This is a genomic window from Streptomyces sp. NBC_01669, assembly GCF_026339735.1.
GTDB classification, from domain to species: Bacteria; Actinomycetota; Actinomycetes; order Streptomycetales; family Streptomycetaceae; genus Streptomyces; species Streptomyces yanii.
Map to the genome: position 1 here is coordinate 4790556 of NZ_JAPEQG010000001.1, position 18552 is coordinate 4809107.

The following is an 18552-nucleotide window of genomic DNA, read 5'->3' on the forward strand; positions in this document are numbered from 1 at the left end:
GCGGTCGGCGCCGCGAACCGTGGACCGGTTCTGTGGTCTGCGCCGCGAACCGCGGGTTCGGCTCTTCGGTCAGCGCCGTGGGCGCGGGCGCGCAGGGGTGCGTGCCGGGGCACGGCTGGTCGTACGCGTCTCGGGCTCCGGATCCGTGGCGGCGGCCTCGGCGAGGCGGACCAGGCGCGACTCACAGTGGTCCAGCCAGCGGGCCTCGGCCTCCGCCTGGAAGATCAGCTGTTCCAGTACGAGCAGCCAGGCCACCTCGTCACGGTTGGCCGGGACGTCGGCGAGCGCCTGCGCCTTCAGCCGGGTGTAGTCCTGCATCGCCTTGACGGTGTGGTGGCGCTGCGACTGGATGACGGCCCGGATGTCGACGCCGGGTGCACCGACCGCCATGGCGAGCTTGATCGCCAGCTCGTCGCGGGGCGGGTTGCTGCGGTCGACAGGTGTCTCGAACCAGCTGCGCAGTTCGGCACGTCCGCCGTCGGTGATCGAGTAGAGGGCGTGCCCCTGATCGTCCTCACCGTCCTGGACGACCATGCCGTCGCGCTCCAGCCGGCTCAGCGTGGTGTACACCTGGCCGACGTTCAGGGGCCAGGTGGAGCCGGTGCGGGACTCGAATTCGGTGCGGAGCTGGGAGCCGTAACGGGGACCGCGCTCCAGAAGGGCCAGGAGCCCATGACGGATCGACATACTCAGTATGTATACCGAGTATGTCGATCGGTGCAAGTCCCTGCCTTGCGCTCGCGCCCCTCAGCCGGTGCGGCGCATCCGGAACCCCAGGAAACCCAGACCCAGCCCGACCAGGGCTATTCCGGCGCCCAGCGACACCGTCTGCACTCGTCGCACGGCGGGAGTGTCGAGGGCCTGTGGCGCGAGTCGGCCCTCAGGCGGGGAGTCGCTCACCGCGGGCGTGACCGCGGGCACCGCGACGGGAGTCGTCATGACGGGCTGCACCTCGGGCTGCACCTCGGGCAGGCCGTGGGGGGTGTCGCGATGGGCGAGCTCCCCCGGAGAGAGCGGCCGGCCCGGCCGCGGGCGCCCTTCCCCGGCCTGCCGCCCGGCGAGCGGTGGCTGCGCCTCGGGGCGGGCCGACGGCTTGGCGGGCGGGCTCATGGATGACGAGGGGGAACGGGAGGGCGAGGCCGAGCGGGAGGGCGAGGCCGAGCGTGACGCCGAGGCGGAGGCGGAGGGCGAGGCCGAGCGTGAAGCCGAGGCGGAGGGGGTGGCCGGCCTGCGGGTCGACGTGGCCGGGGAGGGCGAGGACGGAAGCGTCGCGTGATCGGCCGAAGGGGTGACGGAGGGTCCGCCCGGCGGGCTGGCGGATGCATCGGAGGAGGCGGTGCCGGTCGGGGCGGCGGAGCTCGGGGGCGGGGAGTGCTCGGGGGGCGGCGGAGCGGCCACCGATTGGCCGGCCCGAGTCCGGGTCAGCCCCGGCGTACCACCGGAAGTGCGCTGGTCGGCGTGTGCCTGTCCCTGTGCCGGCCCCAAGGCCGCCCCCGCGGCTATCACCAGACAGGCCACACACCTCGACGACCATATGGAGAGGAGTGCTGAAGCCATGGGGCCAGCGTCACATGTGCCGATATGTCCGGCATCTCACATGCCTGTCCGGCGTCCCGGGCGCCCGTAAGGCGAAACGGTCCGGCACACCTCACGCGTGCCGGACCGTCACTTCTCCCTGTGCGTGCGTCTCAGGCCGGGTCGCCCGTCGAGACGCGCAGCTCGAAGTGCGCGCCCTTCTCGTCCATGGCGGTACCGGCGGACGGGAACTGTTCCAAGACCTGGTCCTCGGCGTAGGTGTTGCCGGGGACCTTGATCTTCTTGATCGTCCAGCCCGCGGCCGTGGCACATTCCTTGGCGGAGAGATAGTCCTTGTACGTGAAGTCCGGCGCCTCGATCTTGCTCGGGTCGTCGCTGTCCTCGGAGGGGTCGGTGCAGTCTTCCGTCTTCATCGTCCGGTTCCGCTCCGGATCCTTGTGCTCGCCCGCCACCGGCGAGGTGCTCGGGTCACCGCCCTTGCCCGTGTCCGAGCCCGGGTCGTTCTTCAGCGACAGCACCGTGATCAGCCCGCCGATCGCGATCAGTGCCACCACGATCGAACCGACGATCACCGGCATGTTCCGCTTGCCGCCGCCACCGGCGCCACCGCCGCCACCCACCGGCTGCGGCGAGATCGTGTACGGCGTCGGGGCCGGGGTCCGGTACGCAGGGCTCGACTGCGGGTAGCCGTAGCTCGGCGACGGCGACGGCGTGGGCGCCGGGGTCGGCGGACCGTACAGGCCGGGCTGCTGCTGGTACTGCTGCGGCTGGTACGGCATCTGCACGCCCTGCGGCGCCTGCGTGGACTGGTCGACCGGCGGGAAGACCGCGGAGCCGACGCCCGAGCCGCTGTTCGCCGGTCCGGCCGCGCCGCCGATGATCATCGGGGCGCCCGTCTGGCCGCCGGCGTTCAGCACGCGCGTGATCTCGTCCTGCATCGCCGCCGCGCTGGGGAAGCGCTCGTTCGGGTTCTTCTTCAGTGCCCGGGCGACCAGTGCGTCCATCGCCGGGGTGATCGACCGGTTGATGGAGGACGGCGCGACTGGCTCCTCCTGGACGTGCGCGTACGCGATGGCGAGCGGCGAGTCCGCGTCGAACGGGATCCGTCCGGTCAGCAACTGGAACAGCATGATGCCGACCGAGTACAGGTCGGAGCGCGCGTCCACTCCACGGCCCAGGGCCTGTTCGGGGGAGAGGTACTGCGGGGTGCCGACGACCATGCCGGTCTGCGTCATCGACGTGACGCCCGACTGCATGGCGCGGGCGATGCCGAAGTCCATGACCTTCACGACGCCGCGCTTGGTCACCATCACGTTGCCGGGCTTGATGTCGCGGTGGACCAGGCCCATTTCGTGGCTGGTGTCCAGCGCGGCCAGCACGTCGCCGGTGACCTTGAGTGCCTTGTCGGCCGGCATCGCGCCATAACTGCGGATGTCCGCCTGGAGTACGGAGCCGAGGGGCTCCCCCTCGACGTACTCCATGACGATGTACGGCATCAGCGCGCCGCCGAGCTCGTCCTCGCCGGTGTCGAAGACCGAGACGATGTTGGTGTGCTGCAGCTTGGCCACGGCCTGAGCCTCGCGACGGAACCGCTCACGGAAGGACTGCTCGCGCCCCAGCTCCGTGTGCAAGGTCTTGATCGCCACCTGACGGTCGAGCGCGGAGTCGTACGCCAGATATACGGACGCCATCCCGCCTTCGCCGAGCAGGTCGCGAAGCTGGTAGCGGCCGCCGGCGACCGAACCACCCGCGTAGCGACCCTGGGCGCCGTGTGCGCCGTCCTGGCTCATGACTTGCTTCCCCCTCGGCGCGCGTCTCACGCGAAGATCCGTATGACGGGCCAAGTCTGCCCGAGGGGTACGACACGTCAAGCCGGGTGCCCGTTCCGTGACCCTACGCACAAGAAGCGTCTCGGAAGCGTTACAGGAAAAGCATGGAATTTGCGTGAGTGGGGCGGCAGCCGGTTTGATGGCCCGTCCCTCTCAGGACCGGGTGTCCGGCAGAGCCTGTAGCGTGACGTGGCAATGCAGCAAGGCATGCAAGACACCGTGAGAACCCGCGGACGTGCGGACAGATACGACGGCGAGGACTGATGGCACCCGAACCCGAAGCAAACGGCGGCGGAGTTTCGGATGCGGCCGACTCCTGGGGCATAGGAGGTGTGGTCGGCGACGGACGTTACCGGATGACGCACCGGCTGGGCCGGGGTGGCATGGCCGAGGTCTTTGCCGCGGAGGACGTCCGGCTGGGACGTACGGTCGCGGTGAAGCTGCTCCGTTCCGATCTTGCCGAGGACCCGGTCTCGAAGGCCCGGTTCACGCGTGAGGCACAGTCCGTCGCGGGCCTCAACCACCATGCGATCGTCGCCGTGTACGACTCCGGTGAGGACGTCGTGGGCGGCCAGACCGTCCCGTACATCGTGATGGAGCTCGTCGAGGGCCGCACCATCCGCGATCTGCTGCTCAACGCCGAGGCGCCGCCGCCCGAGCAGGCGTTGATCATCGTCTCGGGGGTGCTGGAGGCCCTCGCGTACTCGCACCAGCACGGCATCGTGCACCGTGACATCAAGCCGGCCAACGTGATCATCACGAACTCCGGCGCGGTCAAGGTGATGGACTTCGGCATCGCCCGTGCGCTGCACGGCGCGCAGTCGACGATGACCCAGACCGGCATGGTCATGGGCACGCCGCAGTACCTCTCCCCCGAGCAGGCGCTGGGCAAGGCCGTCGACCACCGCTCCGACCTGTACGCCACCGGCTGTCTGCTCTACGAACTCCTCGCGCTGCGGCCCCCGTTCACGGGTGAGACACCGCTCTCCGTGGTGTACCAGCACGTTCAGGACATTCCGGTCCCGCCGTCCGAGATCATGGACGCGGTGCCACCTGAGCTGGACGGGCTCGTCATGCGGTCGCTCGCGAAGGACCCGGACGACCGGTTCCAGAGCGCCGAGGAGATGCGCGGGCTGGTCCAGTACGGCCTGCAGATGCTCCAGGTGCAGGGCGGGCACACGGGCACGTGGAACACCGGACCGGTCACCGCGCACGAGCGCGGCAACACCCCTGCCATGGGCATGCCCGGCGGGACGATGGCGATGGGGCACCCGCAGCACGGGGACACCTCGCAGAGCCCGATCCTGCCGCCGATGAATCCGGACGACGGCGGGTACGACGGCGGACACCGCAGCGGTGGCGGCCGCGGCAAGCTCTGGCTGTTCGTCGTCCTCGCGCTGATCGCGATCGGGGCGGGTGTCGCCATCGCGGTGAACGCCGCGGACAACAACGACAAAAACCACCGGCAACCGCCCCCCACGACCTCCAGCTCCCCTGCCACGAAGGAGAGTTCGGCGGAGCCGACCGACGAGCAGACGGACATCGTCCCGCCGCCGGCCGACACCACCGGTGGCGAGCAGCAGTCGAGCAAACCGCCGTCCTTCTCCTCGTCCCCCTCGCCGAGCAAGCCGTCCGAGACCCCGTCCGACACGGCCACCCCGCCGGACACCGGCACGTCCGACGGCACGACGAACGAGGGCACGACCGGTGGCGAGACCCCGGCGCCGAGTGACACGGCCACCGCTCCGGGCACGCCGGGCGGCGGCGACGTCGCCGGTGCGGACGGCGGCAGCCCCGGTGGCAGCGCGGTCGGCGGTACGCCTCAGTAGAGCCCCTGTGGCCCTGCCCGCCCTCACCCCGTGAAGGCGTCGCGCACCGCCTCGTACTCCCGCGTCCACCAGACCGCCAGGGCCGACACCGCAGGAAACTGCGGGTCGGCCCTTCGGTCGTCCAGGCGGTAGCGCCAGCGTAGTATCCAGAAGTCGTTGAGCCGCTCCCACCACACCCGGTGCACCGCGGCGGCCAGCTCGCAGGTGCCCGCCCCGACCGCACACCGGTAGGCCCGTGCGAAGGCCCGTACCCTCGCCAGGTCCAGTTTCCCGGCGGGCTGTACGAAGAAGATCGCCGCGGCTCGTACCGCCTCCTCGGCGCGCGGCTGCACCCCCAGCCGGTCCCAGTCGATGATCGCCACCGGGTCGGCGTCCCGGTACAGCACGTTCAGCGGGTGGAAGTCGCCGTGCACCCAGCCGGTCGCCGGGATGTCGGGGGTGGGCGGCCGGCGGTCGGCGTGCCGTTCCAGCAGGGCACGCCGCTCGACGAGGCGGTGCTCGGCCAGTTCGTCGAAGGAGTCCCGGGGGCGGCGGTCCCGCGCCGCGGCCAGCAGGTCGTCGATCAGCGCGAACGTGTCGACGGCGTCCGGGCTGGCATGCCCGCGCCCCCCGGTCGCCCCCGTCTCCATCACCTGCGCGAGCCCCGTGTGTACGGCTCCGAGGAGCGTCCCGAGCCGTTCCGACTGCGCGAGGGTCAGCTGGGCGCCGACGCGGTGCAGTCCGTCCACCCAGGGGTGCAGTGCGTAGCACCGGCCGTCGATCTCCGTGACCGTGTCACCCTCCGTGTCCTCGACGGGTGGGGCGACCGGAACCCCCAGCGACTGCAGCCGCTGGGTGGCGCGGTGCTGGCGGACGATCGTCGCGCGGTCGCCGGTGGAGTCGTCGAGGTGGTGTTTGAGGAAGTACGAGCCGCGGGTGGTGGAGACGCGGTAGCCGTGGTTGAGGAGGCCCTTGGTGAGGGGCTTGCAGCTGAGGGGGTCACCGGTGTCCGGGTAGCGGCGCAGCACCTCGCCGACCGGAGGAACAGGCTGGAGGATGACAGATGAGCGCGGCACTCGCCAGATGGTAGATCACGCTGCGTGTCGGTTCGCCTGACTTGCGTGGAAGCCCAGAGTGTGCACCGTGACGAAGTGCGGAGCGAGGCGGAGAAAGACCGGCTCGAAGGGTTCGCCGTTGACCTCCCGAGGTGCCGCACCGAAGCGCTCGCGCTGCTCCTCGGTCGGATGCACGATCTCGGCAGGGCCGGTGAACTGGACCGACCACAGGTCGCCGCCGTCGCCGGAGGTCACCGCGTTGAAATTGTCCGCCCCGTAGGCGACGACGGTGCCGTCGCACGAGGCGTGGTACCCGAGTCCGCTGTGCATCCGCAGGACGACGTGGCCGTCGATCACGATGTGACGGGCCACCGCCAGATACGGGAGCGCCCGCCGGGTCGTCGCCAGCCGGCCGTACGGCACCCGGGCAAGCAGCTCGATCGCTTGCAGTTCCTCAGAGGACATGCGCTCCACTCTGCGATACGGCGGCGGGTACAGAAAGAGGCCGCGGCCCCGGGTGGTCCGGGACCAAAGTCCCGAAAGTCACCGGGGGCGCGGCCCCGCCGGGGAGGAGGGAAGGCGCCCACGGCCCCGTCCCGTACCTGCTCAGCGCTGCTCGGCCTGGAGGCGCGCCACATAGGCGGCGGCCTGCGAGCGGCGCTCCATGCCCAGCTTGGAGAGCAGGCTGGAGACATAGTTCTTGATCGTCTTCTCGGCGAGATGGAGCCGTTCGCCGATCACCCGGTTCGTCAGCCCCTCGCCGATCAGATCGAGGATCTTGCGCTCCTGGTCGGTGAGGCTCGCGAGCTTGTCGTCACCCCGGCCCTTCTTTCCCTCCCGAAGCCGCTCCAGGACACGCGCGGTCGCGACCGGGTCCAGCAGCGATTTTCCGGCCGCCACATCCCGTACCGCATTCAGCAGCTCATTGCCGCGGATCGCCTTCAGCACGTATCCCGACGCGCCCGCCATGATCGCGTCGAAGAGGGCTTCGTCATCGGCGTACGAGGTCAGCATCAGGCAGTGGATGCTGTCGTCCAGGGAACGGATCTCCCGGCAGACCTCCACCCCGCTGCCGTCCGGCAGCCGCACGTCGAGCACCGCCACATCGGGCCGGGTGGCGGGGATACGCACCAGTGCGTCCGCCGCCGTACCGGCTTCGCCGACGACTTCGATGTCGTCCTCGACCGAGAGAAGTTCATGGACCCCGCGTCGCACGACCTCATGGTCGTCCAACAGAAATACGGTGATTTTTCCTTCTTCGCGCACAATCGCAGTCTCACACACTCCCCTCTTCCCTGCCGCTGAACGGCGGGATAACGTGCCGTTGTTCCGGCGGCCCGCAAGGCCGTTGCCAGTGCTGTGACCAGCGAGAGTTCCCGAATTTCTCGATTTACTTGGATATCCAAGCAAAATCGCAGGTCAGATAGGGTTTCGCAGTTGCGTGATGCACTGGGTAACGTGCCTTTGACAGGGCGCTCGCCGGGGCACCTGTCACGCCTGTTCCCGGCCGAGCGGCACCCACCCCGTGCACGGGTACGGACACAGGCGAGCCGCACTGGTCTCCCGGCAGACCCCGGGGGCCGGACCGACGGAGGAGCACGCACGTGACCGTGGAGAGCACTGCCGCGCGCAAACCGCGACGCAGCAGCAAGCGGACCAGCGCCGCGAAGACGCCACAGAGTTCCGAGCCCGAGCTCGTACAGCTGCTGACGCCCGAGGGCGAGCGCGTGGAGCACCCGGACTACACCATCGACCTGACCGCGGACGAGCTGCGCGGTCTGTACCGGGACATGGTCCTGACCCGCCGCTTCGACGCCGAGGCGACTGCCCTGCAGCGTCAGGGCGAACTGGGTCTGTGGGCCTCGCTGCTCGGTCAGGAGGCCGCGCAGATCGGCTCCGGCCGGGCGCTGCGGGACGACGACTACGTCTTCCCGACCTACCGTGAGCACGGTGTCGCCTGGTGCCGCGGGGTCGACCCGACCAATCTGCTCGGGATGTTCCGCGGTGTGAATCACGGCGGCTGGGACCCGAACAGCAACAACTTCCACCTGTACACGATCGTCATCGGCTCGCAGACCCTGCACGCCACCGGCTACGCCATGGGCGTCGCCAAGGACGGCGCGGACTCCGCCGTGATCGCGTACTTCGGGGACGGCGCCTCCAGCCAGGGCGACGTCGCCGAGTCGTTCACCTTCTCCGCGGTCTACAACGCCCCGGTCGTCTTCTTCTGCCAGAACAACCAGTGGGCGATCTCCGAGCCCACCGAGAGGCAGACCCGCGTCCCGCTCTACCAGCGCGCGCAGGGCTTCGGCTTCCCCGGCGTCCGGGTCGACGGCAACGACGTACTCGCCTGCCTCGCCGTCACCAAGTCGGCGCTGGAGCGGGCCCGCCGGGGCGAGGGCCCCACCCTCGTCGAGGCGTTCACCTACCGGATGGGCGCGCACACCACCTCCGACGACCCGACGAAGTACCGGGCGGACGAGGAGCGCGCCTCCTGGGAGGCCAAGGACCCGATCCTGCGGCTCCGTACGTACCTGGAGAAGCAGGAGCTCGCCGACGAGGCGTACTTCTCCGCGCTCGACGAGGAGAGCGAGGCTCTCGGCAAGCGGGTCCGCGAAGCGGTACGGGCCATGCCCGACCCGGACCGAATGGCGATCTTCGACCACGCGTACGCCGACGGGAGCCCCCTCGTCGACGAGGAGCGCGCCCAGTTCGCCGCCTACCAGGCTTCGTTCGCCGAGGAGGGCAACTAGTCATGGCCCTGGAAAAGATGTCCATCGCGAAGGCGCTCAACGAGTCGCTGCGCAAGGCCCTCGACACCGACCCCAAGGTCCTCATCATGGGTGAGGACGTCGGCAAGCTGGGCGGGGTCTTCCGGATCACCGACGGGCTCCAGAAGGACTTCGGCGAGGACCGGGTCATCGACACGCCGCTCGCCGAGTCCGGCATCGTCGGCACCGCGATCGGTCTGGCCCTGCGCGGCTACCGGCCGATCGTGGAGATCCAGTTCGACGGTTTCGTCTTCCCCGCGTACGACCAGATCGTCACGCAGCTCGCGAAGATGCACGCCCGCGCGCTCGGAAAGATCAAGCTGCCGGTCGTCGTCCGGATCCCGTACGGCGGCGGCATCGGCGCCGTCGAGCACCACAGCGAGTCGCCCGAGGCGCTGTTCGCGCACGTCGCGGGGTTGAAGGTGGTCTCGCCGTCCAACGCCTCGGACGCCTACTGGATGATGCAGCAGGCCGTCCAGAGCGACGACCCGATCATCTTCTTCGAGCCGAAGCGGCGTTACTGGGACAAGGGCGAGGTCGAGACCGACCTCATTCCCGGCCCGCTGCACAAGGCCGCGACGGTACGGGAGGGCTCGGACCTCACCCTCGCCGCGTACGGCCCGATGGTGAAGGTCTGCCTGGAGGCCGCCGCGGCCGCCCAGGAGGAGGGCAAGTCGATCGAGGTCCTGGACCTGCGGTCGATGTCCCCGATCGACTTCGACTCCGTCCAGGCCTCGGTCGAGAAGACCGGCCGGCTGGTCGTCGTCCACGAGGCGCCGGTGTTCTACGGCTCCGGTGCCGAGATCGCCGCCCGCATCACCGAGCGCTGCTTCTACCATCTGGAGGCACCGGTGCTCAGGGTCGGCGGCTACCACGTCCCGTATCCGCCGGCGCGTCTCGAGGACGAGTATCTGCCGGGCCTGGACCGGGTGCTCGACGCCGTCGACCGCTCGCTGGCGTACTGAGGAGAGGGGTCGTGACGACGATGACCGAAGCGTCTGCTCGCTTCCGTGAGTTCAAGATGCCCGACGTGGGCGAGGGACTGACCGAGGCCGAGATCCTCAAGTGGTACGTACAGCCGGGCGACACCGTCACCGACGGCCAGGTCGTCTGCGAGGTCGAGACCGCGAAGGCGGCCGTGGAGCTGCCGATCCCGTTCGACGGCGTGGTGCACGAGCTGCGCTTCGCCGAGGGCACGACCGTCGACGTCGGCCAGGTGATCATCGCGGTGGACGTGGCGCCGGGCAGCGGTGACGCGGCTGCACAGGCGGCTCCGGCTCCGGCCGAACCGGAACCGGCCGCGGAACCGGAGGCGCCGAAGGGCCGCCAGCCGGTGCTGGTGGGCTACGGCGTGGCCGAGTCCTCCACCAAGCGCCGCGCCCGTAAGGGCGCCGAGCAGCCGGCGGCCGCGACTGCCGCGATCCAGGGCGAGCTGAACGGCCGCGGACCGGCCGTCCCGGAGAGCCGCCCGCTCGCCAAGCCGCCGGTGCGCAAGCTGGCCAAGGACCTGGGCATCGACCTGGCCACGGTCGTCCCGACCGGTGAGGGCGGGATCATCACGCGCGAGGACGTGCACGCGGCGGCCATGCCCGCACCGGTGCAGGCGCCCGCACCCGCCCCGGTTTCGGCCACGGTCCCGGAACCGGCGGTCACCGCCACCGTGCCCGCCCCGGTGCCGGGTGCCCGGGAGACCCGAATCCCGGTCAAGGGTGTGCGGAAGGCCATTGCGCAGGCCATGGTCGGCAGTGCGTTCACCGCACCGCATGTCACCGAGTTCGTGACGGTCGACGTCACGCGCACGATGAAGCTCGTGGCGGAGCTCAAGGACGACAAGGACATGGCAGGGGTCCGGGTCAACCCGCTCCTGATCATTGCCAAGGCGCTCCTGGTCGCGATCAAGCGGAACCCGGAGATCAACGCTGCCTGGGACGAGGCCAACCAGGAGATCGTGCAGAAGCACTATGTGAACCTGGGCATCGCGGCCGCAACGCCGCGCGGTCTGATCGTGCCGAACATCAAGGACGCGCAGGACAAGACCCTGCCGCAGCTCGCCGCCGCACTGGGCGAGCTGGTCGCCACGGCCCGGGACGGCAGGACGTCTCCCGCCGCCATGGCGGGCGGCACGGTGACGATCACCAACGTCGGCGTCTTCGGCGTCGACACGGGTACGCCGATCCTGAACCCGGGCGAGTCCGCGATCCTCGCCGTCGGTGCGATCAAGCTGCAGCCGTGGGTCCACAAGGGCAAGGTGAAGCCCCGTCAGGTCACCACGCTGGCGCTGTCGTTCGACCACCGTCTGGTCGACGGCGAGCTCGGTTCCAAGGTCCTGGCGGATGTCGCCGCGATCCTGGAACAGCCCAAGAGGCTGATCACCTGGGCCTGATGGCCGTGTGAGACGGAAGAAGCGGGCCTGCGCGGAAGGAATCTTCGCGCAGGCCCGCTTCTTTCTGCCGGGTCAGGTCACTCGGCGGGGGCCAGGATCACCCAGTCCCCGGCGGGCGCCGACCGGGTGTCGTCGGCGTACACGGCGGTCACCCGGTAGAAGTGGGTGGTGCCGGTCGGAGCGGTGGCGTCCGTGTACGACACGTCCGTGACAGGGTCGGCGGTCAGCTTCTCGTACGCGCCCGCGGTCGGGTTCCACCGTTCGACCAGGTAGCCCCTCGCATCGGCGACCGTGTTCCAGGACAGGTCCACCGAGGTGCCGGTGGTGCCCCGGGTCGCGGTGAGCGTGAGCGGGGAGCCCGCCGGTGTCTCGACGGACGGGGTCAGGTCCAGCTCGGTGACGACGGCGACCTCGGCGCTGTGCGTCATCCGGAAGCTGGAGTTGCCGGAGGTGTCCTCGACGTCGATGAAGTAGCACCGCTCCTCACCGTCGGGCAGCCGCTCGTCGGTGTAGGACGTGGTGGCCGCGTCGAGGTACTCGGACGAGGTGCCGTAGCAGACCCGCTCGTCCTCGCCGTCGATCAGCTCTCCGCGGTACACCACGTACCGCTTGAGATCGGGCTCGGTGTTGGCGTTCCAGTGCAGCTCGATGCCGTACTCGGTGGCCTTGGCGGTGAGCCCGGTGACCGGCGCGGGCGGGGTCACGTCCCTGGCGAGCGTGGTGACCTCGACCGTGGCCGAAGGAACCGACTCCCTGCCCGAGTTGTCGTAGGCCTTGATCACGTAGTGGTAGGTGAGGCCGCCGGCCGGGGAGGTGTCGGTGCAGGTGTACTGGAGCCGCCCGTCGCCGAGCGTCTTCCAGGTGGTGCTGCAGCGGACCGGCGCGGCCGAGGTGTCCACGGGGAGCGTCTCGGAACGGTAGACGTGGAAGTCGTACACATCGCCGTCGACGGAGTGATCGGTCGTCCAGGTGAAGGTCGCACTGCTGATCCCCGGCGTTGCGACGATGTCCCGCGGCGCCGCGACCGGACGGTAGGCCGCGACGGCGGGGCCGTACGCGGAGGCGCGCCCGGCGCCGTCCACGGCGGCCACCTGGTAGGTCCACTTCTCGGAGCGCTTCACCGTGGTGTCGGTGAAGGCCGTGGCGGTGACGGAGCGGACCGACACGTGACCGTGCTGGTCGTCGCGCTTCAGGTGGTAGCGGACCGCGCCCGGGACCGGTTTCCAGGTCAGCGCGATCCCGGCGTCGATGCCCTTCGCGGCGAAGTCCGCCGGGGGGGTGACGGCGACGGTGGTCAGCGGTATGTCCGTACTGCCGGTGGAGACGTTTCCGGCCTTGTCATAGGCGCGGACCTCGAAGTAGTACGTCTTCCCGCCCTCGGGCGGGACCCCCGCGTACGAGGTTGCGGTGGTCGTCTTCACGAGGGCGAAGGTGCTGGATCCCTTGAGCCGGCGGTAGACGCGGTAGCCGGCGAGGTCCATCTCCTTGTTCGCGGACCAGGTCACCTTGGCGTTCGCCGTGGCGTTGTCGAGGACCGCCTTCACCCCGACCGGGCTGAGCGGCTTGACCTTGTCGACGGTGGCCGACGTCCTCGGTGCGTAACCGAACGTGACGTTGGCCGAGCCCGTCCAGTTGACGAAGTCGATGCGCAGGGAGTGCTTCCCGGCAGGGACGGTGACGTTGACCGTCTTCTTCTGGGTGGTGGAGACGTTCTTCCAGATGTCGATCTTGCGCACCCCGTCGACGTACACGCGAATGCCGTCACGGGTTGCCGCGGTGAAGGCGAAGGGGCCGCCGGAGCCGAAGTCCCGGGTCAGGGACCAGCGGACACCGAAGTTGTCCTTCGGCAGGCCGGAGGCGGGGGCGCCGGTGCCCCAGTTCTGGTCGATGACCGAGTCGCAGTCGGTCTTCTTCGGCGTACCGGAGAACGACGTGTTCGCGAAGAACTGCCGCTTGAAGACCGGCGAGGTGCAACTGGTCGCCGCAGCAGCGGGCGTCGCACTCACGGCGGTGAGCAGACTGCAGGAGGTCGCGGCGACCGACAGCGCGGCGACGCTGCGGAGCCTCCCACGAGGAATGGTGGTCAATGTGTGCATTGCCCTTTCAGGCCGAATGACGGTGGGGAGCCCGCGGCCGGGTGCAGGAAAGGGCCCGCCGTACTGTGCGGCGGACCCCTCCTCGTGGCCCCGGGAGCGGGGCGGGGAACTACTTCGAGAAGCCGTAGTCCATGAGCTTCTTCGCGTCCGCCGTCCGGGTCGTCTCGGAGGTGGACGCCAGGACGGTGCCGATGACCGTCTTGCCGTCACGGGTCGCGGCGAACACCAGGCAGTACCCGGCCGTCGGACCGGAACCGGTCTTCACGCCGATCGCACCGGTGTAGCTGCCGAGCAGCTTGTTGGTGTTGGTCCACGACATGTAGCGGTAGCCACCGCTGCTCGTGGTGACCTTCTGCGTGGTCGACTTGGTCTTCACGACCGTGCGGAACGTGGAGTTCTTCATCGCACTGCTGGCGATCTTCGTCAGGTCGCGCGGCGTCGAGTAGTTCGAGCCATTGCTTATGCCGTCGAACGAGTCGAAGTGGGTGTTCGTCAGACCGAGGGACTTGGCGGAGGCGTTCATCTTCCCGATGAACGACTTCACACGGGCCGCGCGGGTGGTGCCGGTGCCGAACTTGTCGGCGAGCGCGTACGCGGCGTCGCAGCCGGACGGCAGCATCAGACCGTAGAGGAGCTGGCGGACGGTGACCTTGTCGCCGACGATCAGGCGTGCCGACGAGGCGCCCTTGGCGACGATGTAGTCGCTGTACGCCTTCTGGATCGTGACCTTGGAATCCAGGTTGAGGTTCGTCTGAGCCAGTACCACCTTGGCCGTCATGATCTTGGTGGTCGAGCCGGTGGCGCGACGGGTGTCCGCAGCCTTCGAGTAGAGGGTCTTCGCGGTTCCGTTGTTCATCACGTAGCCGCCCTTGGCGGCAATCGTGGGGGTGGGCAGCGTGGCAGCCTGCGCCGCGGAGGCGAAGACGCTGCCCGCGATGACGGCACCCGCAGTGAGGGCCACGGTGGCAGTGGCGGAAACGCGGTGTATGCCCTTAATGCCGATTTTCAACTTGAACGCTCCAAATGCCCCTGGAATGCGGCCGCATGACGGTGCCGCTCGGTGGTGAGACTCACGAGGTGCGTGAATGGATGTGCTGAATCCCGGGGTAATTTCCGGGGTTTTACCGTCCAGATTCCGGACGGTGCCACGCATGCGTTCATGTTGTATCTATGCTGTGTGCATGCCTGCCGCACCCCCTGTCGTGACGCACCCGCCCGCCAAGCAGCCGCCCGCCGCCGAACGCGTCTACACCCACATCAAGCAGGCGGTCCTCGACCGCCGTTACGAGGGGGGCACGCTCCTCACCGAGGGCGACCTCGCGGAGGCCGTCGGCGTCTCCCGTACGCCCGTGCGCGAGGCGCTGCTGCGGCTGGAGGTCGAAGGGCTGATCAAGCTCTATCCGAAGAAGGGGGCCCTGGTGCTTGCCGTCTCCGCGCAGGAGATCGCGGACGTGGTGGAGACCCGGCTGCTCGTGGAGGAGTTCGCCGCCCGCAAGGCAGTGCCCGCCTCGGCGAAGCTGATCGCCCGCCTGGAGGAACTGCTCGACGAGCAGCGGCGGCAGGTGGCGGCCGGGGACCTGGCCGCCGTGTCGGTCGCGGACCGCTGCTTCCACGCCGAGATCGTCCGCAACGCGGGCAACGAGATCCTGTCGCGCCTCTACGACCAGCTGCGCGACCGGCAGTTGCGGATGGGCGTCGCCGTGATGGAGGCGCATCCCGGCAGGATCGCCGCCAACATCACCGAGCACACCGAGCTGCTGGAGGCCATCAGGGCCGGGGACGCGGACGGTGCCGCGCAGGTCGTACGACGCCATGTCAGCCGGGTCAAGGTGCTGGTCCGGGGTGAGGACCGGTGAGTTCTGCTGCCGCTCCCACCCTGTCCCTGCCCGGTGATCCGCCCGGCGGCCGGCGGGCCGCCCGGGTCTGGGGCATCGGCGTCGCCGTCTACTTCGTCGCCATCATCTTCCGTACGAGCCTCGGGGTCGCCGGTCTCGACGCCGCCGACCGGTTCGACGTCAACGCCTCCGCGCTGTCGACGTTCTCCATCCTTCAGCTGCTCGTCTACGCGGGCATGCAGATACCTGTCGGCCTGATGGTCGACCGGCTCGGCACCAAGAAGGTCCTCACTCTCGGGGCCGTCCTGTTCACCGTCGGGCAGCTCGGCTTCGCGCTCTCCCCGTCGTACGGCATGGCGCTGGCCTCCCGGGCGCTGCTCGGCTGCGGCGACGCGATGACGTTCATCAGCGTGCTGCGGCTCGGCGCCCGCTGGTTCCCGGCCCGGCGCGGACCGCTGATCGGCCAGATCGCCGCGCTCTTCGGCATGGCGGGCAACCTCGTCTCCACACTCTTCATCGCCCGCGCCCTGCACGGCTTCGGCTGGACCGCCACGTTCGCGGGCAGCGCGGCCGCCGGGGTCGTGGTCCTCGTCCTGCTCCTCCTCTTCCTGAAGGACCACCCCGAGGGGCACGAGCCGCCGCCCGTCGAACACGCGGGCGCCGCCTACGTACGCAAGCAGATCGCCGCCTCGTGGCGGGAGCCCGGCACCCGCCTCGGGATGTGGGTGCACTTCACCACGCAGTTCCCGGCGATGGTGTTCCTGCTGCTGTGGGGGATGCCGTTCCTGGTGGAGGCGCAGGGGCTGAGCCAGTCCACCGCCGGGGAGCTGCTCACCCTGGTGGTGCTCTCCAACATGGCCGTCGGCCTCGTCTACGGACAGGTCATCGCCCGCCACCATGCCGCGCGCGCCCCGCTGGCCCTCGGCACGGTCGCGGTGACGGCCGTCATGTGGGCGTCGACGATCCTGTACCCGGGCGACCATGCGCCGATGTGGCTGCTGATCACGCTCTGCGCGGTGCTCGGCGCCTGCGGACCCGCTTCGATGATCGGCTTCGACTTCGCACGCCCGGCCAACCCGCCGCAGCGCCAGGGCACCGCATCGGGGATCGTCAACATGGGTGGTTTCATCGCCTCGATGACGACCTTGTTCGCCGTCGGTGTGCTGCTCGATGCGACGGGGGACAACTACCGCATCGCGTTCGCCTCGGTCTTCGTCCTGGAGGCTCTCGGGGTCGTACAGATCCTGCGGCTGCATGCCCGCGCCACGCTTCGCGAGCGGAACCACCATGTGGTCAGCCGCGTGGAGGCCGTGCACGTGCCCGCGTGACACCTGCAGCGGCCGGTCCGGCGGCGCGCCCGTCTCTTCGCCTCACGAGGACGGGCGCCGCCGACCGTGCCGTTACGGCGTGACGGCGAAGTTCTGCAGGATCGCCGTCGCCAGCTCCTGGTCGCCCTCGACCTTGATCCGGTCCTCGACCGCCGTCGCCCGGACCCGCCCACAGGCCAGCCGGACGTACGTCTCCCAGTCCATCGCCAGCGTCACCGCGGGCCCCAGCGACGGCGAACCGTCCACCGAACCACGGCCGTCCGCGTCGACCCTGACCGTGCGCAGGAACTCCATCGGTCCGTGCACATCGAGCACGACCGCCGAATTCGGCGGTGCGCCCGCGTCCTTGGCGACCACCTTCGGCAGCGCGGCGAGGAGCGTGTCCCGGGTGATGGTGGCGCCGGGGGAGTCGAGATTGCCGGGCCTGCCCAGCGCCGTACGCAGATCCTGCTCGTGGACCCAGACGTCGACGGCCCGCATCCGCAGTGCCAGTTCGAGGGTCTGCTCGGCGCCGAGTGGCGCGCGGGTCATGGTCTCCGGGGCACGCGACTCGTTCCGCAGCTGACGCGAGCGGCGGATGATCGTGTACTCCAGCTCGGAGGTCATCTCGGGTGCGGTGTGGTGGCGCCGCACATCGACCTGCATCTCCATGTAACGGGTGAAGTCGTTCTGTACGTGGTAGAGATCGCGCGGCAGCGTGTGGATCGGCCGCGGATCGCCGAGCTGCTCGCACTCCATGCCGATGATGTGCGAGACGATGTCGCGCACCGACCAACCGGGGCACGGTGTACGGCGATTCCACTCCCCCTCGGCGAGCGGCGTCACCAGCTCGGCTATCGACTCGATGGAGTGGGTCCAGGCATCGGCGTAGGTCTGGAGGCTGGGATGGACGGTCACGGGACCCCTCGTGCGGTTCTGCGGTGCATGGGCTGGACTGCTGGCGCGGTCGGCGGGCGGCGGCTGTGGGCTGCGTGGGAGGTTCGGTCGCTAAGTTACGCTGCGAGCAGGCACCCCGGCAGTGCTTTCGTGTGACGATCGTAGGCCCGTGTTGACGGCTCGAATGCCAGGACGGTGGTAGTGTGCGCGCCTCCCTCATCCAGATCGCAGTAGAACCGGACGAATCCGTCAATTCCCGTAGGGATCGAGCCGCTTCCCTGGTCGCGGGCCAGCGCGGTGCCGATCTGGTGGTCCTTCCCGAGCTCTGGCCGGTCGGCGCGTTCGCGTACACCGCCTTCGCCGACGAGGCGGAACCGCTCCAGGGGCCCACCCACGACCTGATGGCGAAGGCCGCGGCCGACGCCGGCGTCTGGCTGCACGCGGGCTCCTTCGTGGAGCGCGCCGACGACGGCACGCTCTACAACACCTCGCTGGTCTTCACGCCCGAGGGCGAGCGCGCTGCCGCGTACCGCAAGATCCACCGCTTCGGCTTCGACAAGGGCGAGGCGGTGATGATGGGCGCCGGCGAGGACCTGGTCACGGTCGCCCTGCCACAGACCACGCTCGGCCTCGCCACCTGCTACGACCTGCGCTTCCCCGAACTGTTCCGCGGCCTTGTCGACGCCGGTGCGCAGACGCTCGTCGTCCCGGCGGGCTGGCCGGAGCGGCGCCGCGCCCACTGGACGCTGCTCGCCCAGGCGCGTGCCGTGGAGAACCAGGCGTATGTCCTGGCCGTCGGCACCGCCGGCACCCACGCCGGGGTCCAGCAGGCCGGGCACAGCATCGCCGTCGACCCGTGGGGCGAGGTGCTCGCCGAGGCGGGCGCGGACGAGGAGGTGCTCACCGTGGAGTTCGACCCGGCGAAGGTCGTTGCCACCCGCGAGCAGTTCCCGGCGCTCAAGGATCGGCGGCTCGGTCTCGCCCCGCCGTCGAGCGGCTGCTGACGCATCGGTCGGACCGGACTTCGCACCACCG

The 18552-nt window shown here is 69.7% G+C and carries 17 protein-coding genes; 8 read left to right on the top strand and 9 right to left on the bottom strand.

The annotated features are described in order from the left end of the window. Positions 1-69 precede the first annotated feature (69 nt). Both OG972_RS21480 and OG972_RS21485 read right to left on the bottom strand, forming a co-directional pair. On the bottom strand, positions 70-687 hold the full coding sequence (locus OG972_RS21480; RefSeq protein WP_266983848.1) for a PadR family transcriptional regulator: 618 nt from the start codon (positions 685-687) through the stop codon (positions 70-72). Between the two features lie 60 nt (positions 688-747). Beyond that, positions 748-1110, bottom strand: a complete 363-nt coding sequence (locus OG972_RS21485; protein ID WP_266983850.1) for a hypothetical protein — start codon at positions 1108-1110, stop codon at positions 748-750. Here OG972_RS21485 and OG972_RS21490 point away from each other — a divergent pair. Then, a complete protein-coding gene (locus OG972_RS21490) occupies positions 1109-1276 on the top strand; it encodes a hypothetical protein (protein ID WP_266983852.1) in 168 nt (55 codons plus the stop codon). The genes OG972_RS21485 and OG972_RS21490 overlap by 2 nt on opposite strands. A 412-nt stretch (positions 1277-1688) precedes the next feature. On the opposite strand, the gene OG972_RS21495 is transcribed toward OG972_RS21490, so the two are convergent. Next, positions 1689-3326 (bottom strand): protein kinase, encoded by a 1638-nt coding sequence (locus tag OG972_RS21495; protein ID WP_266983854.1) that lies wholly within the window; start codon positions 3324-3326, stop codon positions 1689-1691. A 302-nt stretch (positions 3327-3628) separates the two neighbouring features. Here OG972_RS21495 and OG972_RS21500 point away from each other — a divergent pair, with 302 nt between their 5' ends. Further along, on the top strand, positions 3629-5194 hold the full coding sequence (locus tag OG972_RS21500) for a protein kinase (protein WP_266983856.1): 1566 nt from the start codon (positions 3629-3631) through the stop codon (positions 5192-5194). Between the two features lie 23 nt (positions 5195-5217). Here the strand turns inward: OG972_RS21500 and OG972_RS21505 are convergent, their stop codons facing one another. The 3 genes from OG972_RS21505 to OG972_RS21515 all read right to left on the bottom strand — a co-directional run bounded on the left by OG972_RS21505 (position 5218) and on the right by OG972_RS21515 (position 7494). Beyond that, positions 5218-6201: a phosphotransferase gene (locus OG972_RS21505; RefSeq protein ID WP_266990638.1), complete on the bottom strand. Its 984-nt coding sequence runs from the start codon at positions 6199-6201 to the stop codon at positions 5218-5220. A gap of 63 nt (positions 6202-6264) precedes the next feature. Continuing rightward, on the bottom strand, positions 6265-6693 hold the full coding sequence (locus OG972_RS21510; protein WP_266983858.1) for a pyridoxamine 5'-phosphate oxidase family protein: 429 nt from the start codon (positions 6691-6693) through the stop codon (positions 6265-6267). Positions 6694-6834: 141 nt separating this feature from the next. Continuing rightward, entirely contained in the window at positions 6835-7494 is a 660-nt protein-coding gene (locus OG972_RS21515) for a response regulator transcription factor (protein ID WP_266983859.1), read from the bottom strand. A 338-nt stretch (positions 7495-7832) separates the two neighbouring features. Between OG972_RS21515 and pdhA the strand changes: the two genes are divergently transcribed. Genes pdhA through OG972_RS21530 form a run of 3 tightly spaced genes read left to right on the top strand, consistent with a single transcriptional unit; the run spans position 7833 to position 11382 of the window. After that, positions 7833-8981: a pyruvate dehydrogenase (acetyl-transferring) E1 component subunit alpha gene (gene pdhA / locus OG972_RS21520; protein ID WP_266983861.1), complete on the top strand. Its 1149-nt coding sequence runs from the start codon at positions 7833-7835 to the stop codon at positions 8979-8981. A gap of 2 nt (positions 8982-8983) precedes the next feature. Beyond that, positions 8984-9964, top strand: coding sequence for an alpha-ketoacid dehydrogenase subunit beta (locus OG972_RS21525; protein WP_266983862.1), 981 nt, complete (start codon positions 8984-8986; stop codon positions 9962-9964). An 11-nt stretch (positions 9965-9975) separates the two neighbouring features. Further along, a complete protein-coding gene (locus OG972_RS21530) occupies positions 9976-11382 on the top strand; it encodes a dihydrolipoamide acetyltransferase family protein (RefSeq protein WP_266983863.1) in 1407 nt (468 codons plus the stop codon). A gap of 77 nt (positions 11383-11459) precedes the next feature. On the opposite strand, the gene OG972_RS21535 is transcribed toward OG972_RS21530, so the two are convergent. Continuing rightward, positions 11460-13469, bottom strand: coding sequence for a PA14 domain-containing protein (locus tag OG972_RS21535; protein WP_266983864.1), 2010 nt, complete (start codon positions 13467-13469; stop codon positions 11460-11462). Positions 13470-13587: 118 nt separating this feature from the next. Continuing rightward, a complete protein-coding gene (locus OG972_RS21540; RefSeq protein WP_266983866.1) occupies positions 13588-14487 on the bottom strand; it encodes a D-alanyl-D-alanine carboxypeptidase family protein in 900 nt (299 codons plus the stop codon). A 172-nt stretch (positions 14488-14659) separates the two neighbouring features. Here OG972_RS21540 and OG972_RS21545 point away from each other — a divergent pair, with 172 nt between their 5' ends. Continuing rightward, a complete protein-coding gene (locus OG972_RS21545) occupies positions 14660-15334 on the top strand; it encodes a GntR family transcriptional regulator (RefSeq protein WP_266983868.1) in 675 nt (224 codons plus the stop codon). After that, positions 15331-16641, top strand: coding sequence for a nitrate/nitrite transporter (locus tag OG972_RS21550; RefSeq protein WP_266983870.1), 1311 nt, complete (start codon positions 15331-15333; stop codon positions 16639-16641). Before OG972_RS21545 ends, OG972_RS21550 begins: the two co-directional genes overlap by 4 nt. A gap of 72 nt (positions 16642-16713) precedes the next feature. Here OG972_RS21550 and OG972_RS21555 read toward each other — a convergent pair whose 3' ends face one another. Next, a complete protein-coding gene (locus tag OG972_RS21555) occupies positions 16714-17538 on the bottom strand; it encodes a maleylpyruvate isomerase family mycothiol-dependent enzyme (protein WP_266983872.1) in 825 nt (274 codons plus the stop codon). Between the two features lie 182 nt (positions 17539-17720). Here OG972_RS21555 and OG972_RS21560 point away from each other — a divergent pair, with 182 nt between their 5' ends. Next, entirely contained in the window at positions 17721-18521 is an 801-nt protein-coding gene (locus OG972_RS21560; RefSeq protein ID WP_266983873.1) for a carbon-nitrogen family hydrolase, read from the top strand. Positions 18522-18552 lie beyond the last annotated feature (31 nt).